We start from the raw sequence: 17,338 nt of genomic DNA on the forward strand, positions 1-17,338 counted from the left end.
GCGCCTGAACGAGCACCGCGTGCAAGGTCTCGTCACCTGACGGCGAGGCCGGACGGCCGGGCGGTCCCTCCCGCACGGGGGGCCGCCCGGCTCATCTCGCTGTGCTGAGCAAGCGCTTTCCACTCCCCCACCGGAAAGGACTTCCCGTGCGAAGAACCCGCATCCTCACGGCCGTCCTGGCGCTCGCGGCCGGGCTGCTCTCGGGCGCGCCGCCCGCACTGGCCGCCGCCGAGCCCGCCGAGAAGACCGTGTCGATCACCGCCGACACCTACTCCTGGAAGAACGCCCGCATCGACGGCGGCGGCTTCGTCCCCGGCATTGTGTTCAACCGCACCGAGAAGGACCTCGCCTACGCCCGCACCGACATCGGTGGCGCCTACCGCTGGGTGGAGGCGTCGAAGACCTGGACTCCCCTGCTGGACTCGGTGGGCTGGGACGACTGGGGCCACACCGGGGTCGTCAGCCTCGCCTCCGACTCCGTGGACCCGGACCGGGTGTATGCCGCCGTCGGCACGTACACCAACAGCTGGGACCCGGGGAACGGGGCCGTGCTGCGCTCCGCGGACCGGGGCGCCAGCTGGCGGAAGGCGGATCTGCCGTTCAAGCTGGGCGGCAACATGCCGGGCCGGGGCATGGGCGAGCGCCTGGCGGTCGACCCAAACCGCAACAGCGTGCTGTACCTCGGCGCGCCGAGCGGCAAGGGCCTGTGGCGGTCGACGGACTCCGGGGCGACCTGGTCGCAGGTGGCGAACTTCCCCAACGTCGGCAACTACGTGCAGGATCCGAGCGACACCAGCGGCTACGCCTCCGACAACCAGGGCATCGTCTGGGTCACCTTCGACGAGTCCACGGGCACCGCCGGCAGCGCCACCCGGACGATCTACGTCGGGGTGGCCGACAAGGACGACGCCGTGTACCGCTCGACGGACGCGGGCGCGACCTGGAGCAGGGTCGCCGGGCAGCCGACCGGCTACCTCGCCCACAAGGGCGTCCTGGACGCGGAGAACGGCCACCTCTATCTGTCGTACAGCGACAAGGGCGGCCCCTACGACGGCGGCAAGGGCCGGTTGTGGCGGTACGCGACGGCGACGGGCACCTGGACGGACATCAGCCCGGTGGCGGAGGCCGACGCCTACTTCGGCTTCAGCGGCCTCACCGTCGACCGGCAGGATCCGGGCACGGTGATGGCCACGGCGTACAGCTCCTGGTGGCCGGACACCCAGATCTTCCGCTCCACCGACAGCGGCGCCACCTGGACGAAGGCTTGGGACTACACGTCGTACCCGAACCGCGCCAACCGCTACACCATGGACGTCTCCTCCTCCCCCTGGCTGACCTGGGGGGCGAACCCGAGTCCGCCCGAGCAGACGCCCAAGCTCGGCTGGATGACCGAGGCGCTGGAGATCGACCCGTTCGACTCCGACCGCATGATGTACGGCACCGGCGCGACGATCTACGGCACCGAGAACCTCACCGCCTGGGACACCGGTGCGCAGTTCACCATCAAGCCGATGGTGCGGGGCCTGGAGGAGACGGCCGTCAACGACCTGATCTCTCCCCCGTCCGGCGCCCCGCTGCTCAGCGCGCTCGGCGACATCGGCGGCTTCCGCCACACGGACCTCACCAAGGTCCCCTCGATGATGTTCACCCAGCCCAACTTCACCTCGACGACCAGCCTGGACTTCGCGGAGTCCAAGCCGGACACGGTGGTCCGGACCGGCAACCTGGACTCGGGCCCGCACATCGCGTTCTCCACCGACAACGGCGCCAACTGGTTCGCGGGGACGGACCCCTCGGGTGTCTCCGGGGGCGGCACGGTCGCCGCGGCGGCGGACGGCAGCCGGTTCGTATGGAGCCCGCAGGGCGCCGGCGTCCACCACTCCACCGGCTTCGGCACCTCCTGGTCGGCGTCCTCCGGCATCCCGGCGGGGGCGATCGTGGAGTCCGACCGCGTCGACCCGAAGGTCTTCTACGGTTTCAAGTCCGGCAAGTTCTACGTCAGTACGGACGGCGGCGCCACCTTCACCGCCTCCGCCGCGACCGGGCTGCCGAGCGGCGACACCGTCCGCTTCAAGGCGCTGCCCGGCGCCAAGGGCGACGTGTGGCTGGCGGGCGGCGCGAGTGACGGCGCCTACGGGCTGTGGCACTCGACCAACGGCGGCACGAGCTTCACGAAGCTGACGAACGTCGAGCAGGCCGACACCGTCGGATTCGGCAAGGCGGCGCCCGGAGCCTCGTACCAGACGCTCTACACCAGCGCGAAGATCGGCGGGGTGCGCGGCATCTTCCGCTCCACCGACCAGGGCGCCACCTGGACGCGCATCAACGACGACGCCCACCAGTGGGGCTGGACCGGCGCGGCGATCACCGGTGACCCGAGGGTCTACGGCCGCGTCTACATCGCCACCAACGGGCGGGGGATCATCTACGGCGACTCCTCCGACAGCGGCGGCGGTACGGATCCCGATCCCGGGCCCACGGGTGCCTGTGCGGTGACGTACAAGGTCACCAACCAGTGGCAGGGCGGCTTCCAGGCGGACGTGCGGCTGACCAACACCGGGACGAGCGCCTGGTCCGGCTGGGCACTGGCCTGGTCCTTCCCCGACCGCCAGACGATCTCCCAGATCTGGAACGCCGAGCACACCCAGTCGGGCGCCGCGGTCACGGCGAAAAACGTCGGCTGGAACGCGAACGTGTCGGCCGGTGCCTCGGTGAACTTCGGCTTCACGGCCAACTGGTCCACCAGCAACGGCAAACCGGCCACCTTCAAGGTCGGTGACCAGACCTGCGCGGTGAGCTGAACCCCGAGGGGCGCGTGCCGTGCCGGCGCGCGCCCCACTGCGTCACTTGACCTCGCCGGCGAAGACGGACTCCTCGGCGGCGGCCGTGAGTGCGCCCTGCAACCGCCGGGGAGGCGGGCAGGGCGCAGGGTGCCGTCAGGGCGCGTACACCGCCGGTCGGGGCGCGGTCGGCATGCCGTTGCCGAGGTAGAAGCTCGGGTGCGGGGGCTGGTTGTAGGCCGTATTTTGCCAGGCCAGGCCCGTGCGGTACATGGTGTCGTGCAGCAGGGTCGTGATTCTGGTGGTCGTCTCGTGCGGCGTCGAGTAGATCCTGAGGGCCCGGTTGTCGCTGGTCGGCCAGATGACTTCCTCGCGCCAGTCGCCGAGGAGGTCGCCGGAGAGCGCCGGGGTCGCCTTGGTGCCGTTGTTCGAGTGCACCGAGGCGCCCGTCAGCAGCCGGGTCTCCGCCGAAGTGCCGTACTTGTCGATCCGGGTGCCGTCGAGGAGTTCGCGGACCGTGTCCCCGTCCCACCAGGACAGGAAGTTGACGGAGGACGGCTCGCGGCCCTTGGCGGCGCCGGCCTCGTCGCGGATGCTCGTGTCCGAGGCCGACCAGACCTCCGCGCCGTCGTTCCCGGCCCACACGTCCGCGGCCACTCCCCGCCCGTTGTCGCAGCAGGCGGCGAGCTTCCAGCGGACCGCCCCGTTCGCCGGGTCGAGATACACAGCGGCCGGCTGGGACGTCGACTCGGAGACCTTGAAGTACTCCAGACCGGGCGCGCCCGGGTCGAGGTCGCCGAGGTGCTGGGCGTCCCCGTGACCGGTCCTCGCGGTCCACAGGCCGCTGCCGTTGTCGTCCACGGCCATCGAGCCGTACACGATCTCGTCCCTGCCGTCGTGGTCGACGTCCCCCACCGACAGGCTGTGGGAGCCCTGACCGTCGTAGCCCTTGCCGGTGTTGGTGGAGGAAGCGGTGTCGAAGGTCCAGCGGCGGGCGAAGGAGCCGCCTCGCCAGTCCCAGGCGGCGATCACGCTCCGGGTGTAGTAGCCGCGCGCCATGATCAGCGAGGGCCGGGAGCCGTCCAGGTACGCCGTGCCCGCGAGGAAGCGGTCGACGCGGTTGCCGTAGGAGTCGCCCCAGGAGGAGACCGTGCCGCGCGCCGGGACGTAGGCCACGGACTGCATGGCCCGGCCGGTCTGCCCGTTGAACATGGTCAGGTACTCGGGGCCGGTCAGGACGTAACCGCTGGAGTTGCGGTGGTCCGCCGAGGCGCTGCCGATCACCGTGCCGCCGCCGTCCACGGTGCCGTCGGCGGTCTTCATCGCGACCTCGGCCCTGCGGTCGCCGTCGTAGTCGTAGACCTGGAACTGCGTGTAGTGGGCGCCGGAGCGGATGTTGCGGCCCAAGTCGATGCGCCACAGCCGGGTGCCGTCGAGGGTGATGCCGTCGACGATCGTGTTGCCGGTGTACCCGGACTGGGAGTTGTCCTTGGCGTTGGTCGGCTGCCACTTCAGGACCAGGTCGAGGGCGCCGTCGCCGTTGAGGTCGCCGACGGAGGCGTCGTTGGCCTCGTAGGTGTAGGCGACCCCGTCGGGTGTGGTGCCGCCGGCCGGCGGGGAGAGGGGGACGTCCTTGTACCCGGTGCGGAACTGGATGGCGTGGACGGAGTCGGCCTGCTCCACGCCGCCCACGACGGCGCGGACCGTGTAGTCGGCGTGCGCGGGGGCGCCGGAGTGGAAGTAGTTGGTGGAGCCGGTGACCGGGGTCGCGTTGACCTTCGTACCGGCCCGGTAGAGGTTGAAGGAGACGTTGTCGGGGTCGGTGCCGAGCCAGCGCCAGCTGACCAGGTTGCCGCTGCCGGTGTGCACGCTGACCACACCCCGGTCCAGGGCCTCGACCTGGCGTGCGGTGGCGGCCTCGGCGCGGTCGGCGCCGGTGAGGGTGGTCAGCCCGGCGGCGAGGAGCGCCGCGGTGGCGCCGAGGGCGGGCAGGAGGATGCTGCGTCTGCGGTGCTTGCGCGGATGCTGCACGAGAGGTACCTCCCGGGAGGACGGACGGTTCCGTTCTCCTTCAGTCGTCGCCGCCGTCCGCGAAGTTGCCGTACCGCTCGGCCAGTTCGGCGACGGTGCGGGCGATCTTCCGCCGAAGTTCGGCGGGTTGGAGCACCTCGATGTCCGTGCCCAGGCGCAGGAATTCGGCATGCGCGTGGTCCACGGACTCGATGGGCACGGTGACCCGGGTCCAGCCGTCCTCCTCGGCGCGCGGGTCACGGGCCCTGGGCAGGGTCCGCCCCGGCGCGAGGCGCACCACCGCCTCGCCCCGGTGCAGCCGGTCCTGGAAGTCCCGCTGGTAGCCGGCCCAGTACGCGGCGAGATCGAAGTCGCCGGGGCGCTCGAACTCCTCTCCGGTGGCGGTCAGTTCGAGGATCTGGTCGACCCGGAAGGTGCGCGGGCCCGGTCCCGCCACGACGTACCAGCGGCCCGCCTTGAGGACGAGTCCGTACGGTTCGAGGCGGCGCTCCACATCGGTGGGCTCGCGCCAGCGGCGGTACCGCACGTGCAGCACCCGGCTGTTCCAGACGGCGTCGGCGACCGCCGGGAGGAAGGGCGTCTCGTCGGCGTCGGTGTACCAGCCGGGGGCGTCGAGGTGGAAGCGGGCGCTGATCCGGTCGGCCTGGACGGGGAGGGCCGCCCGCACCTTCAGCTCGGCGGCGGCGAGCAGCGAGCCGAGGCCCAGTTCGGCGGCGGGGCCCGGCACCCCGGCGAGGAAGAGGGCCTCGGCCTCGTCGGCGGTCAGCCCGGTGAGCCGGGTGCGGTAGCCGTCCAGCAGCCGGTAGCCGCCCGCGTGCCCGGCGTCGCCGTACAGCGGGACCCCGGCCGCGCTCAGCGCCTCGACGTCCCGGTAGACGGTGCGGACGGAGACCTCCAGCTCCTCGGCGAGCTGCGCGGCGGTCAGCCGGCCGCGGGTCTGGAGCAGCAGGAGGATGGAGACGAGACGGCTGGACTTCACTGACACAGGATGTCAGTGAAGCGGTCCTACCGTCACGCCATGCCCTTCACGGAGAAACTGCTGACCGTACCGCCGCCCATTGAGGTGGCGGGCCGGTGGATCAAGCGCTACCACGTCACCACCGACCCGGCGGGCATCGCGCCGGAGGTGGCGGAGGCGGCCTACGCGATCCTGCCGAAACTGCTCCCGGAGCCGGACGGCACACCGCCGGCGACCTTCGTCGTCCTCCACCGGGGCGGCGACGACGGCGCCTACCTCAACGCCTACAGCTGGGTGTGGGACAACGTGCTGCACTTCCGGGGCGCCGCGGCGGGCCAGCCGGTGCTCGGCTGCCCGGACCGGGACCCGGCGCACTTCATCACCCCTGAGCTGCCCTGGATCGGCTGCGTCTGGGAGCTGCCGCCGATCCTGCACGAGCGGGACGCCTGGGTGCGGCACGTCCTGGCGCCCGACTCCCCCGATCTCGAGGCCTATGTGGCCGATTCGCTGCCCGAAGGAACCACGGGAGACCGCTGATGAGCACCGCGCACGACTTCGACTTCCTCCACGGCGACTGGGACGTGCGGCACCGCCGCCGTACCGACTTCCTCGACCCGGACAGCGGCTGGGAGGAGTTCCCCAGCACATGCCGCTGCTGGAGCCTGTTCGACGGTGCCGCCAACATCGACGAGATCGACATGCCGCACCTCGGCGCGAAGGGGCTGACCCTGCGCCTGTTCGACCCCGGGACGCGGCAGTGGTCCCTCAACTGGTCCTCCAGCCGCACCGGCACCCTGTTCCCGCCGGTCCTCGGCGGCTTCGAGGGCGAGCACGGCGAGTTCTACGGCGACGACCTGCACGACGGCAAGGACGTCCGGGTGCGGTTCGTGTGGTCGGGCGTCTCCGCGACCACCGCCCGCTGGGAGCAGGCGTTCTCCCTCGACGGCGGTGCGACCTGGCTGGCCAACTGGGTCATGGAGTTCACCCGGGCTTCCGGAACGCCCGCAGGCTGAACACCGGATCGGGCCGGCGGCGGTCCGGGTCGGGCAGGGTCCCCAGCTCGGCGGCGAAGCGTTCGGTGAGGGGGCCGCCGGGCGGCAGCTGGGTGAACCAGCCCCGGCGCAGATCGGCCGCGGTGCCACGGGGGCTGCGGCCCTGGCCGACGCCCTGGAAGCGCGCGCTGCCGAGGGGGTGGAGGCCGTGCTCGGCGGCGCGGGCCCCGACGCGATGCGCGGCGTCCGGGGCGGACCGGCGCGGGCGCGGTGCGAGCACGGCGTCGATGTCGCTGCCCACGTCATGGGCGGCGGCCTTGTCGACGGTGGTCACGTACACCCCGCCGGGCCGCAGCACCCGGGCGCACTCGGCGACCACCGCGCCCATGTCGTCGCCCCGGTCCAGCAGATGCAGCAGCCACACACTGGTCACCGCGTCGAACGTCCCGTCGGGGAACGGCAGCCGCCGGCTGTCCGCCAGCACGATCGCGCCGGGCAGCCGGGCTGCGGCCGTCCGGGCCATCCGGTACGTCAGATCCACGCCCGTCACCCGCAGCGCGGGCCGCGCCGCCGCGAGCCGCCGGGTGACGATACCGGTGCCACAGGCCACGTCGAGGAGGTCCCGGGCACCGTCCGGAATCAGCCCGAGGACCGCCTCGGCCGCCGCGGCGGCCCGGGGTTCGCCGCCGCGGGAGGAGTCGTAGGCGTCGGCTTCCTTGTCGTAGTCGAGCACGTGCCCCTCACTCGGCCCCGTGCCCCGGGGCCAGCTCGGCGACCCGGCGGGCCAGCTCGACGTCCTTCTCGGTGACGGCGCCGCCCGCGCTGTGCGTGTGCACGGTCAGCGAGACGGTGTTGTAGCCGAGCGTGAGGTCGGAGTGGTGGTCGAGCTCCTCCTGGACCTGGGCGATGTGGACGACCATCGCGGTGGCCGCGAAGTGCGAGGAGAGCCGGTAGGAACGGGCGAGGCGGTCCCCGTCGAGGGACCAGCCCGGCAGGTCCGCGAGGCGGTCCTCGATCTCCTTCTGGGACAGCGGTTCGACGGCCATGCGCCGCTCCTTCCTGGACTGCGGGTGCCCCCCAAGAGTGCCCTCCAAGACTGCCACAGAGCCACCGCCCGAGCCCTGGTCGCAAGGTGGGCATCGCCGGTGTGCCGCCGGGTCGTCTACGGTCGTGGCATGACCGTCACTTCCACCGACCGGGGTGTCGGGCCGCTGCTGCGGGCCTGGCGGGAGCAGCGCCGGGTCAGCCAGCTGGAACTGGCGCTGCGCGCCGACTCCTCGGCCCGGCACATCAGCTTCATCGAGACGGGCCGGTCCCGGCCCAGCGAGGAGATGGTGCTGCGGCTGGCCGAGCACCTGGACGTGCCGGTCCGCGAGCGCAACGCCCTGCTGCTGGCGGCCGGTTACGCCCCGCACTACCCGGAGACACCGCTGGACGACCCGGCGCTGGACGCCGTGCGCCAGGGCATGGAGCGGCTGATCCAGGGTTACGAGCCCTACCCGGCAATCGTGGTGGACGCCCTGTACAACGTCCAGGCGGCCAACCGGGGCATCCTGATGCTGCTGGACGGCATCCCCGGGCATCTGCTCGAACCGCCACTGAACGCGATGCGTCTGACCCTCCACCCGGAGGGCCTGGCACCGCGCATCCGCAACCTGCGCGAGTGGCGCGGCCATCTGCTGGAGCAGATGCAGCGGCAGATCGCCCTGCACCGCTCGGAACCCCTGCGCAAGCTGTACGAGGAGGTGGCGGCCTACCCGGTGCCGGAGGAGGACCCGAGCGAGGAACCGGCGGAGCCGGTCCCCTACTTCGCGCTGCCGCTCCGGATCGAGCACGAGGGCCGGACCCTGTCGTTCATCTCGTCGATCTCCACGTTCAACACCCCTATGGACGTGACCGTCGCCGAGCTGGCCATCGAGACGCTGCTCCCGGCCGATCCGGCGACGGTCAAGTACCTTCAGTCGCTGATGGCCTGACGGCTTTTCAGCGCCAGGTGCTGCAGTGCCGCGAACCCGGCGACGGTCAGCGCCTGCACGACGGTCCACACGGCGCCGGCCGTGGTCGGGGAAAGCCACACCGCGAGGGCCAGCAGACTGAGCGCGGCCCAGGCGAAGTTGGACTCGATCACGACCCGGACCGGGAAGGCGGCCGGCCGGGCGCGGGAGGCGAGCAGCCCGACGCCCGCGGCATACACCGCGAGGAAGATCCCGAGGGCTATCAGCAGCGCCGAGTCGACCCCGAAGAGCCGCCCCAGGGGGCCGGAAGCGGCCAGATAGGCGAGTGCGTTGGCGCCCGTCACCACCGCGTCGAGGGCGAGGAACCGGCGCAGCACGGTCCCCGGCTCGGACGTCCTGGCGAGCGCGGCAAGCTGGGTCGCGGACATGACGAATCACCCTCCGTCGGGTCTGGGGCACGGGACCCGGGTCCCGGATCGGAGTGCGCCGATCCGGAGCCCGGTGACCCCTACGATCCCGCGGCCCGGGGCGGGGGTCGATTACCTCCCGGGTAATGCGGCGTCGGACAGTGGTGAGTGCCTCACCGCCGAACCGGTGAGAGCGGAAGCGGAACGTGGCACACTGCACGGGTACTTCGGCGCGTAGGGGAGGCGTGGCGTGAGTGAGCGGCGGCCTGCGCCGACCGTGGGGCAAGTGGTGCTCGGCAAGCGTTTGCAGGAGCTCCGGGAGGCGGCCGGGCTCAAGCGCGAGGAGGCCGCGAAGGTCCTGCGGGTGGCCTCGGCGACCGTACGGCGGATGGAGATGGCCGAGGTCTCCCTGAAGATCCCGTACGTGCAGGTGCTGCTCGAGACCTACGGGGTGCCCGAGGAGGAGGCGGCCGCGTTCGTCTCGCTGGCCGAGGAGGCGAACCAGCCGGGCTGGTGGCAGCGGTACCACGACGTCCTGCCGGACTGGTTCAGCCTGTATGTGAGCCTGGAAGGCGCGGCGCGGCTCATCCGCTCCTACGAGCCGCACTTCGTGCCGGGCCTGCTGCAGACCGAGGACTACGCGCGCGCGGTGCTGGAGGCGGGCACCATCGGCCAGACCGGACCCGCGGCGATCGAGCGGCACGTGGCCCTGCGCATGGAGCGTCAGCGCCTGCTGGAGAGCCCGGACCGCCCCCACCTGTGGGTGATCATGGACGAGACGGTGCTGCGGCGGCCGGTGAGCGACCATCCCTCGGTGATGCGCGAGCAGCTGGACAAGCTGCTGGAGTTCGCCGAGCGGGACCGGGTCACCCTGCAGATCGCCGAGTTCGCCCGGGGCCCGCACCCGGGCACCTACGCCCCCTTCACCCTGTTCCGCTTCGCCGAGCCCGAGCTGCCCGACATGGTCTTCACGGAGTACCTGACCGGCGCCCTGTACCTGGACTCCCGCACGGAGGTGGCGGCCCATCTGGAGGTGCTGGACCACATGTCCACCAGCGCCGCCACCGCCGACCGCACGAGGAAGATCCTCCGGGACCGCCGCACGGACTTCTGAGTCCCCGCCTCCCGGCCCGCCCGCGCCTTCTGACCCGTACGGGTGCCGTCAGCGGGTGCGCCTCCCCGCTCCGCCCTAGGTTCGTGACCACAGGCGAGCAAGGAGGAGATCCGATGCCCTCGGACGCGGTGCTCTACCAGGCGGCGGCGCTCTGCCTGACGTACCCCGACGACGACTTCCGCGCCCGGCTTCCGCTGCTGCGCGAGGCCGCACCCCAGCTGCGGGAGTTCACCGACCACGCGGCGGTGACCGACGCCCAGGAGCTGGCCGCGCACTATGTGCAGGTCTTCGACCCCACCGGTCGGCACGGCCTGTACCTGAGCCGGTGGCGGGACGGGGACACCCGGCGGCCCAGGATGCCACCGGCCCGCTTCGAGGACCTCTACCGCGAGCACGGTTTGGAGTCCAGCGGCGAGGAGCTGCCCGACTTCCTGCCCGCGGTCCTGGAGTTCGCGGCCCGCACCGGCAACCTCGACCTGCTCGTCGAGCACCGCGACGGCCTGGAGCACCTCCGCTCCCGGCTCACCGACCGCGGCACGCCGTACGCCTCCGTCCTGGACGCCGTGTGCGCCACGCTCCCACCGGGAACCGCCGGTGACCGCTAGGCGGTCCCGCCCTTGTGGTCCTTCTCGTCGTCGACGATCTCCGCGTCCACCACGCCTTCTTCGTCCTGCGGTGCGGTGTGCCGGTCGGTGGGCTCCGACTCGGGCTGCGCGTACATCGCCTGGCCCATCTTCTGGCTGACGGTGGCGAGTTTCTCGACGCCGGTGCGCAACTCGGCGGTGTCCGCGTCGCGTTCCAGGAGACCCTTCAGCTCGGTGATCGCGGCCTCCACCTCGGAGCGGGTGTCGGTGGGCACCTTGTCCCCGTTCTCGCGGAGGAACTTCTCGGTCTGGTAGACGAGTTGTTCGGCCTGGTTGCGGGTCTCGGCGGTCTCGCGGCGCTTGCGGTCCTCCTCCGCGTACTGCTCGGCGTCCCGCATCATGCGGTCGATGTCCTCCTTGGGCAGGGCCGAGCCGCCGGTGACCGTCATCTTCTGCTCGCGGCCGGTGGCCAGGTCCTTGGCGGAGACGTGCATGATGCCGTTGGCGTCGATGTCGAACGCGACCTCGATCTGCGGAACCCCCCGGGGTGCGGGCGGCAGGCCCGTCAGGTCGAAGACGCCGAGCTTCTTGTTGTAGGCCGCGATCTCGCGTTCGCCCTGGTAGACCTGGATGCCGACCGAGGGCTGGTTGTCGGTGGCGGTGGTGAAGATCTCCGAACGCCGGGTGGGGATCGTGGTGTTGCGCTCGATCAGCTTGGTCATGATGCCGCCCTTGGTCTCGATGCCGAGGGACAGCGGGGTGACGTCGAGCAGCAGCACGTCCTTGACGTCGCCGCGGATCACCCCCGCCTGGAGGGCCGCGCCGACCGCCACCACTTCGTCGGGGTTGACGCCCTTGTGCGGGTCCTTGCCGGTCAGCTCCTTCACCAGCTCCGTCACGGCCGGCATCCGGGTCGAGCCGCCGACGAGGATCACGTGGTCGACCGCGGCGAGCTTGATGCCGGCGTCCTTGACCGCCTGGTGGAAGGGCGTCGTGCAGCGGTCCAGGAGATCGGCGGTGAGCTCCTGGAACTGGGCGCGGGTCAGCTTCTCGTCGAGGTGCAGCGGCCCCTCGGCGGAGGCCGTGATGTACGGCAGGTTGATCGTGGTCTCCGAGGAGCTGGAGAGCTCGATCTTGGCCTTCTCGGCGCCCTCGCGGAGCCGCTGCAGAGCCATCTTGTCGTTGCCCAGATCGATGCCGTACTGACCCTTGAACTTCTTCACCAGGTGCTCGACGACCCGCTGGTCCCAGTCGTCGCCGCCTAGGTGGGTGTCGCCGTTGGTGGCCTTGACCTCGATGACGCCGTCGCCGATCTCCAGCAGGGAGACGTCGAAGGTGCCGCCGCCGAGGTCGAAGACCAGGACCGTCTGCTCCTCGCCGCGGTCCAGGCCGTAGGCGAGGGCGGCCGCGGTCGGCTCGTTGATGATCCGCAGCACCTTCAGGCCCGCGATCTCACCGGCCTCCTTGGTCGCCTGCCGCTGGGCGTCGTCGAAGTAGGCGGGGACCGTGATCACGGCGTCGGTGACGTCCTCGCCGAGATAGGACTCGGCGTCCCGCTTCAGCTTCTGCAGCACCCGGGCCGACAGCTCCTGGGCGCGGTAGCGGGTGCCGTCGACCGAGCCCTCGTGCGGGAAGCGCCAGCCGCCGTCCCCCATGTACCGCTTGACCGAGCGGGCGGTCCGCTCGACGTTGGTCACCGCCTGCCGTTTGGCCACCTCGCCGACGAGCACCTCGCCGTTCTTGGCGAAGGCCACGACCGAGGGTGTGGTCCTGGCCCCCTCCGCGTTGGCGACGACCGTGGGTTCGCCGCCCTCCAGCACCGCCACCACCGAGTTCGTGGTCCCGAGATCGATTCCGACCGCACGTCCCATCGCTGTCCCCTTCCGCCAGGGCACTTCCCCGAACTCCAGCACAAAACTTGAGTGCGCTCTTGTCAATGGTGCGTACCCCGGGGTGCCGGTATCCCGGCGGTGGCTCAGCCGGTCACCCGCTCCGGTTCCCGGGGGTCGCCGCGCAGGGCCACGGCCCGCCGGGGCCGGTCGGTGATCAGTACGTCCACGCGCGGGTGGCTGAGGAAGGTCCGCATCAGGGTGTCGTCGTTGACCGTCCACACCATGGTGAACAGGCCGTTGCGGGTCGCCTCCCTGAGCACACTGGCGCGGGCCAGCTGCTGGTGCACCGCGACCCCGCCGGCCCCGCAGGCCCGCACCCGCCGCATCGGCAGCAGCTCGCTGAGCCGGGTCCCGGGGAGCCGGGCCCAGCCGATCTCGTCCCGGTCGCGGCCGAGCGAGAGGGCGGTGCGCGCCCGGGGGAAGGCCCGGGAGATCGCGGCGACGGAACGGTCCTCCAGGGTGGTGGCCACGAAGCCGTCCTCGCCGAGCAGGGCGACGGCCCGGTCGATCACCTCGCGCTCGTAGCCGACCTCCTTGAGGTCCAGGTGGCCGACGAGCCTGCCGGCGATCAGTTCCATCACCTCGTCGACGACCGGCACCGCGTATCCGGCCCGCTCGCTGAGCTCCGCGTGGGTGATCGTCGACAGCAGTGGCCCGGTGTGGCAGGCCCGGGCGTCGTGGTAGACGACGAGGACCCCGTCCGCGGTGCGCCGGATGTCGAACTCGGCGTACTCCGCGCCGCTCAGCAGCGCGTCCTCGTACGCCTCCCAGGTGGCGGCACCGGCGCGTTCGGAGCCGCCGCGGTGGGCGGAGACGGCGGGTCGTCGCGGCATCATCGGTCAACTCCCGGGAGGGGTACGCGGTGCGGGCACCGGGGCGGTCGGCGGGTCGGACGCGGACAGCAGTGTGCCGGGCCGTCTGCCGACTCTGCGGAGCAGCAGGTAGCCGAGCACGACCAGCACGACGAAGGGCAGCCAGGCCAGCGCGTACGCGGCGCCGTACCGGCCGAGGTCGAGGATGGAGCGGCCCTCGTCGACGTCGGTGGCGTTCACGCCGAAGAAGGCCAGCAGCAGGGTCGGCGGGAGGGCGATGAGGGTGGCCGCCGCGACCAGCGCGGAGATGACCCGGTTCTGCCGCTCGTCCCGTTCCGCGAGGGCGGCGTCCAGGGCGGCCGAGCGGGCGCTGATGACGGAGGTGAGGCGCTCGACCATGCGGGCGGAGTTGTCGAGGCTGTCGCGGATGCCGAGGGTGTCGCGCAGCGACGACTGGAAGCCCTCCATGAGCATCTCCGGGATCAGCAGGCTGTCGACGTACGCCTCGACACCGAAGGCGAGGTCCAGTTGCAGCTCGTTCACGCCGTCGGAGAGGCGGGAGATGAGGGTGCGGACCTCGGAGGCCGAGTCGGTCAGGGCCTGTTCGTTCTGCTTCATCATCGCGAAGGCCGCGAGCCGGGTGCGCTGGAGCACGGCCAGCGCGGAGACCATGCCGAGCGCGACGACGGCGAGGCCGTTCTCCACATGGGTGGCCCAGCCCGCCTGGACGGAGACGCCGCGGCCGTGGGCGGAGAGGGTGACGCCCTGATTGGTGAGGTTGGGCGGCACGCTGACCGTCAGGCGGTCGGCGGCCTCGGCGGGCATCTTGCCGCGGTAGATGATCCGGTTCAGCAGCGCGGACCGGTGGGTGTCGTCGGCGTGGGACAGCACGTCCTCGCGTAACCGGCCGCCCGGGTAGACGAGTTGGTGGACGTTGAGGCCGAAGGGGAAGGGCTCCGGCAGGCCCAGGCGTTCCCTCAGCACCTCCAGCAGCGGCCGTCCGCCGAGCAGCAGGTGGTCGCGCTCGAAGCAGGTGGTGGCGAGCCAGGAGGCGACGGCGAGCGCCTCGGTGTCCCCGGCGAACTCGCAGTCCAGCAGCAGCGTGGCGTCCCCGCGGGGGGTGGCGACGACGAGCAGGTCGAGACGGGACAGGGTCAGGCCGTGGTCCCCGCCGGGCAGCCTCAGGTCACCCGGGGCCACCGTCTCGGCCAGTACCGGTACCGGCAGCACCGCCTCGCCGGACTCCAGGTGCGGCCGGAACCGGCCGAAGGGGAAGCGGTCGACGAGGGTGTCCGGGGCGGGGTCGGGCGGGCGGACCCGGCAGCCGAGGCTGAACAGCAGCAGTATGCGGGTCAGTTCCCGGGTGGCGGAGTCGAGCACCGCCCCGCTGCCCGCGGTTCCCGTCACCATCGCGGTCCTTCCGAGTCACCGGCGTCCATGTCATACCCCGAACCGACGTCGCGCAGGCCACCGGGCGGGCGGCCTGCGCGAACCATGCTCCGCGACGCTCAGGCGAGCTTCGCGGACAGGGTGATCGGGACGGCCTTGAGGGCCTGGCTGACCGGGCAGTTGGCCTTGGCGTCCTCGGCGGCGGCCAGGAAGTCCTCCTCGCTGATGCCGGGCACCGTGCCCTCGACGGTGAGGTGGATGCCGGTGATGCCCTGGCCGGGCTGGAAGGTCACGTCCGCGGAGGTGACGAGCTTGGTGGGCGGAGTGCCCGCCTTGTCCAGGCCGTTGGAGAAGGCCATGCAGTAGCAGCTGGAGTGCGCTGCCGCGATCAGCTCCTCGGGGCTGGTCTTGCCGTTCGCCTCCTCGGTGCGCGCCGGCCACGACACCGGCTGCGCGGCGATGCTGCCGGAGGAGTCGAAGGTCACGACGCCGTTGCCCTGGAACAGGTTGCCTTCCCACACGGTGTGTGCGGAGCGCGTGGTTGCCACGATGAATCCCTTCGGTGAGGTCCCGTGTTCGGGGTCCGTGAGCACTATCCGATCACATTCCGGCTCAGCTCACCCGGAAGACCGGCCCGCCTGCGGAGAACGGCAGCCGGGCGCCCTGCGGGATCAGATAGGCGTGCTCGCGCCGGACCCTGAGCACGTCGCACCAGCCGTCCGTGATCACCAGGACCGGCGCGCCGGGCGGGAAGTCGTCGGCGCGGTGCAGCAGGTCGACGCCCGGCTGCAGAACCGTGCCGCCCCGGCCGTGCACCCGGACCCGCCCGGCGATCTCCGTGACCGGCAGATATCCCGCGTCGTGCGGGGCCGTGTCGCAGAACACCACCCGCGCGGCCGGGACGTCCCGGGCCTCGGCGTAGGAGGCGATGGCGCCGAGCGCCTTGCCGAGCAGGATCCGGTTCATGGAACCGGAGGTGTCCAGGACCACGCCGAAGGTGCAGCGGGCGATCTCCTCGGGCGGGAAATGGCGTCCCGCGCGCGGGATGCCGGGCGTGGCGGCCTGGCGGCGCGCCGGGCGGGCGTACGTCCGCACCGGTTCGGGGCGGGGCACGAACTCGTCGAACCATCGCGCCAGTTGCGCGTCCCACGGCAGCGGCGGATGACTGAGCGCGCGGATCTCCTCGACCAGGCCACCGGGCAGGAAGCCGCGTTCCTGGCGCTGGTGCAGGTCCAGGCCCTGGTGGAGGCCGCGCCGGTAGAACTCGTCGAGGTCGACGAAGTCGCCCGGCGGGCACAGCGGCGCGCCGAGGATGTCGCCGACGCCCTTGCCGCGCAGGGTGGCCAGGCGCCGCATCCGGCGCAGATCGCCGGCGATGCGGTCGTAGACCTCCTCGGCGGACAGTCCCGTGAGCCCGGCGTCGTACAGCAGGCCCTCGGGCATGGTGCCGACGTCCATCTCCTTCAGCCAGCCGTTGATGACGTAGTCGCAGGCGATGTTGAAGAGGTAGGGATCGCGGGCGCCGCAGCGGTCGCCGTGGCGCAGGGCGGCGTGCAGCATCTCGTGGGCGAGCACGAACCGCCACTCCTCGTCGTCGAGGGAGCGGAGCGGGTTGACGTAGATCTCGCCCGCCTCGGCGTTCACCGCCGCGACGGAGATGCCGTGGGCGCGAGCGAGGTCGGCGTCGGCGACCAGCTTGATGCCCGAGGCGATCCCGGCGAGGAGCGGGTAGGAGGCGATGAACCAGCTCAGGGCGCGCTGCCAGGGGCGCTGCAGGGCCGGTTCGCCGTCCAGGGTCTCGCGGCGGCCGCCCGCCATGTCCATCGCCGCGGACACGGTCCGGGTCAGCGCGGTCGCGAAGGCCAGCTGGTGGTCGGGCGGCTGCCCGTACCAGCCGTGCCACTCCACCAGCCGCAGGTCCGGCTCGCCGCCCGCGGTGCCGCAGCGCTCGTACACGGCCGGCAGGCCGGTGCGGCGCCAGCGCGCGGCGAGCTGCTCCTCGTCGCCGTCGGGGTAGGCGGCGGGCAGTTCCTCGGGGGTCTCGCCGATGGTGAAGCCGAGCAGGAAGCGGTTGACGACGACACAGCGGGCGGCGAGGTCGCAGGCGTCGGGCTGCTCGCGGACGCCCTTGGCCGCCGGGGCATGACCGAAGCCGAGGTGGAGGATCGCGTGGGCGAGGGCCCAGGCCCAGGCGGCAGGCGCGGCCATGGGGGTCCCCCCGCGCGAGTCTGTTCGAGCGTGGGGGAGGTCGGGGTGGACGTGGAGGGTGGCGGAGGAGGTGACGCGTACCAGTCCCTCGCGCGGGGCCAGCGCGCAGTCCTCCTCGCGGCACAGGTCGAACTCCACGGCCGCCAGCGCCGGGTTGGCCTTCACCAGCCGCATCCCCTCGGCGAGCGCCTCCGCGGCCAGGTCCCGCTTCTTCGG

General features: G+C 71.9%; 16 protein-coding genes. 6 read left to right on the top strand and 10 right to left on the bottom strand.

Going from position 1 to position 17,338, the window contains the following annotated elements:
• The first annotated feature begins 146 nt into the window (after positions 1-146).
• Positions 147-2,801, top strand: a complete 2,655-nt coding sequence (locus tag M8H82_RS24605; protein WP_250077182.1) for a cellulose binding domain-containing protein — start codon at positions 147-149, stop codon at positions 2,799-2,801.
• Positions 2,802-2,936: 135 nt separating this feature from the next.
• On the opposite strand, the gene M8H82_RS24610 is transcribed toward M8H82_RS24605, so the two are convergent.
• On the bottom strand, positions 2,937-4,811 hold the full coding sequence (locus M8H82_RS24610; RefSeq protein ID WP_308293278.1) for a rhamnogalacturonan lyase: 1,875 nt from the start codon (positions 4,809-4,811) through the stop codon (positions 2,937-2,939).
• A 40-nt stretch (positions 4,812-4,851) separates the two neighbouring features.
• Positions 4,852-5,790 (bottom strand): YafY family protein, encoded by a 939-nt coding sequence (locus tag M8H82_RS24615; RefSeq protein WP_250077184.1) that lies wholly within the window; start codon positions 5,788-5,790, stop codon positions 4,852-4,854.
• Positions 5,791-5,829: 39 nt separating this feature from the next.
• On the opposite strand from M8H82_RS24615, the gene M8H82_RS24620 reads away from it, so the two are divergent.
• Complete coding sequence (locus tag M8H82_RS24620) at positions 5,830-6,306, top strand: hypothetical protein (RefSeq protein WP_250077186.1); 477 nt, start codon at positions 5,830-5,832, stop codon at positions 6,304-6,306.
• Positions 6,306-6,782, top strand: coding sequence for a hypothetical protein (locus M8H82_RS24625; RefSeq protein WP_250077187.1), 477 nt, complete (start codon positions 6,306-6,308; stop codon positions 6,780-6,782). Before M8H82_RS24620 ends, M8H82_RS24625 begins: the two co-directional genes overlap by 1 nt.
• Here M8H82_RS24625 and M8H82_RS24630 read toward each other — a convergent pair.
• Positions 6,751-7,494, bottom strand: coding sequence for a class I SAM-dependent methyltransferase (locus tag M8H82_RS24630; protein WP_250077188.1), 744 nt, complete (start codon positions 7,492-7,494; stop codon positions 6,751-6,753). The two genes, M8H82_RS24625 and M8H82_RS24630, sit on opposite strands and share 32 nt — an antisense overlap.
• A 7-nt stretch (positions 7,495-7,501) precedes the next feature.
• The gene (locus tag M8H82_RS24635) at positions 7,502-7,807 is read right to left on the bottom strand and encodes a 4a-hydroxytetrahydrobiopterin dehydratase (RefSeq protein WP_250077189.1); all 306 of its coding nucleotides are present in this window, start codon (positions 7,805-7,807) and stop codon (positions 7,502-7,504) included.
• A gap of 129 nt (positions 7,808-7,936) precedes the next feature.
• Between M8H82_RS24635 and M8H82_RS24640 the strand changes: the two genes are divergently transcribed.
• Positions 7,937-8,737, top strand: a complete 801-nt coding sequence (locus M8H82_RS24640) for a helix-turn-helix domain-containing protein (protein ID WP_250077190.1) — start codon at positions 7,937-7,939, stop codon at positions 8,735-8,737.
• On the opposite strand, the gene M8H82_RS24645 is transcribed toward M8H82_RS24640, so the two are convergent.
• On the bottom strand, positions 8,719-9,144 hold the full coding sequence (locus M8H82_RS24645) for a hypothetical protein (protein WP_250077191.1): 426 nt from the start codon (positions 9,142-9,144) through the stop codon (positions 8,719-8,721). The genes M8H82_RS24640 and M8H82_RS24645 overlap by 19 nt on opposite strands.
• A 229-nt stretch (positions 9,145-9,373) precedes the next feature.
• Here M8H82_RS24645 and M8H82_RS24650 point away from each other — a divergent pair, with 229 nt between their 5' ends.
• On the top strand, positions 9,374-10,237 hold the full coding sequence (locus M8H82_RS24650; RefSeq protein WP_250077192.1) for a helix-turn-helix transcriptional regulator: 864 nt from the start codon (positions 9,374-9,376) through the stop codon (positions 10,235-10,237).
• A 113-nt stretch (positions 10,238-10,350) separates the two neighbouring features.
• Complete coding sequence (narJ, locus tag M8H82_RS24655; protein WP_250077193.1) at positions 10,351-10,842, top strand: nitrate reductase molybdenum cofactor assembly chaperone; 492 nt, start codon at positions 10,351-10,353, stop codon at positions 10,840-10,842.
• On the opposite strand, the gene dnaK is transcribed toward narJ, so the two are convergent.
• The 5 genes from dnaK to M8H82_RS24680 all read right to left on the bottom strand — a co-directional run bounded on the left by dnaK (position 10,839) and on the right by M8H82_RS24680 (position 17,296).
• On the bottom strand, positions 10,839-12,692 hold the full coding sequence (dnaK, locus tag M8H82_RS24660) for a molecular chaperone DnaK (RefSeq protein WP_250077194.1): 1,854 nt from the start codon (positions 12,690-12,692) through the stop codon (positions 10,839-10,841). The two genes, narJ and dnaK, sit on opposite strands and share 4 nt — an antisense overlap.
• A 104-nt stretch (positions 12,693-12,796) precedes the next feature.
• Positions 12,797-13,546 (bottom strand): glycerophosphodiester phosphodiesterase family protein, encoded by a 750-nt coding sequence (locus M8H82_RS24665; protein WP_308293279.1) that lies wholly within the window; start codon positions 13,544-13,546, stop codon positions 12,797-12,799.
• A 6-nt stretch (positions 13,547-13,552) separates the two neighbouring features.
• Positions 13,553-14,935 carry a CorA family divalent cation transporter gene (locus tag M8H82_RS24670; RefSeq protein ID WP_250077196.1) on the bottom strand — a complete coding sequence of 461 codons (1,383 nt, stop codon included), beginning with the start codon at positions 14,933-14,935 and terminating at the stop codon, positions 13,553-13,555.
• A 98-nt stretch (positions 14,936-15,033) separates the two neighbouring features.
• Positions 15,034-15,462, bottom strand: coding sequence for an OsmC family protein (locus M8H82_RS24675; protein WP_250077197.1), 429 nt, complete (start codon positions 15,460-15,462; stop codon positions 15,034-15,036).
• 64 nt (positions 15,463-15,526) lie between these two features.
• On the bottom strand, positions 15,527-17,296 hold the full coding sequence (locus M8H82_RS24680; RefSeq protein ID WP_250077279.1) for a hypothetical protein: 1,770 nt from the start codon (positions 17,294-17,296) through the stop codon (positions 15,527-15,529).
• Positions 17,297-17,338: the final 42 nt, after the last annotated feature.

Source organism: Streptomyces sp. YS415 (assembly GCF_023544665.1).
Classification (GTDB): domain Bacteria; phylum Actinomycetota; class Actinomycetes; order Streptomycetales; family Streptomycetaceae; genus Streptomyces.